Origin of the sequence: Streptococcus sp. VTCC 12886 (genome assembly GCF_049893425.1) — a bacterium.
In the GTDB taxonomy this organism is placed as follows: Bacteria; Bacillota; Bacilli; order Lactobacillales; family Streptococcaceae; genus Streptococcus; species Streptococcus suis_AA.
This window is the reverse complement of the sequence record NZ_JBMVJB010000073.1, coordinates 1-1,105: the sequence shown is the minus strand read 5'-3', so window position 1 is coordinate 1,105 and position 1,105 is coordinate 1. Positions and strand designations below refer to the sequence as shown.

Below are 1,105 nucleotides of genomic sequence, written 5' to 3'. Positions count from 1 at the left end.
AAGTGTGCTGTGGATGCGATGGTGATTCCACCAGTGGACATAATCCTTAGTTTTAAGGGTTAATTCTTCCAAAGAGCGGAAGTTTTCTTGGTTGATAAACTCCAGTTTGAAGGAGCGATAGGTACTCTCAGCTACCGCATTGTCATAAGGACAACCCGCTTGACTCAGCGAACGTGTGATGCCAAAGGCTTTTAACATCTCATCAATCAAGGCATTATCAAACTCCTTACCACGATCAGAATGGAAGAGTTTGACCTTGGTCAGGGCGTAGGGAATGCTTTGAATGGCTTCTTTGACCAAGTCAGCAGTCTTGTGCCAACCAAGAGATAGGCCAATAATTTCACGGTTGAAGAGGTCAATGATCAAGCAAACGTAAGCCCAACGATTGGCAACACGAACATAGGTTAAGTCCGTCACAAGGGTTTCCAATGGTTTTTGTTGGTTAAACTGTCTCTCTAAGAAATTCGGAACTGGTGCTTCATTCTTCCCTTTAGAATGCGGTTTGAAGGTAGCCTTCTGGTAAACAGAAACCAAATTCAATCTCTTCATGATGCGACGAATCCGACGGCGAGACAAGGTGATCCCTTGTGCTTCCAGACATTTCTTAATCTTCCTAGCGCCGTATCTGGACTTACTGTCAAGAAAAATACGCTCCACCATTTCTTCAAGTTGTGCCTCAGATACTGGCACTACAGCTTTGTAGTAATAGCTAGAGCGAGGAATCTTCAACCAACGACACATGGCTGAAATGCTGTATTTATCCTTGTTAGCAGTGATTATTTCCCTTTTCGTGCCATAATCACTGCCGCTTGCTTTAGAATGTCTAATTGCATTTCGAGCTCTTTATTTCGTTTTCTGAGTTCTATCAACTCACGTTGTTCATCTGTCAGATTATCGACAGTTTTAAAGGAACCAGTTGTTCTTGCTTGTTTAACCCATTTATCGAAGGTTGAGGGTGTTAAATCATATTCTTTGATCAGTTCACTGCGTTTTCTACCTGCATTGTGCAAGTCAACGATTTGTTGTTTGAAGTCATCTGTGAAGTAACGGCGAATTTTTCTAGACATATCTGTTCTCCTCTTTTCTTTAGTGTAGAACACTTTAT

The 1,105-nt window shown here is 41.8% G+C and carries 1 protein-coding gene; it reads right to left on the bottom strand.

The window, feature by feature from the left end; genetic code table 11:
* A protein-coding gene (locus ACPC57_RS11520) for an IS3 family transposase (RefSeq protein WP_434067002.1) occupies positions 1-1,067 on the bottom strand; the annotation gives its coding sequence in 2 pieces (ribosomal slippage) (positions 1-791 and positions 791-1,067; 1,068 coding nt annotated over the 2 pieces). This gene is flagged as partial in the annotation.
* Between the last annotated feature and the right edge of the window lie 38 nt (positions 1,068-1,105).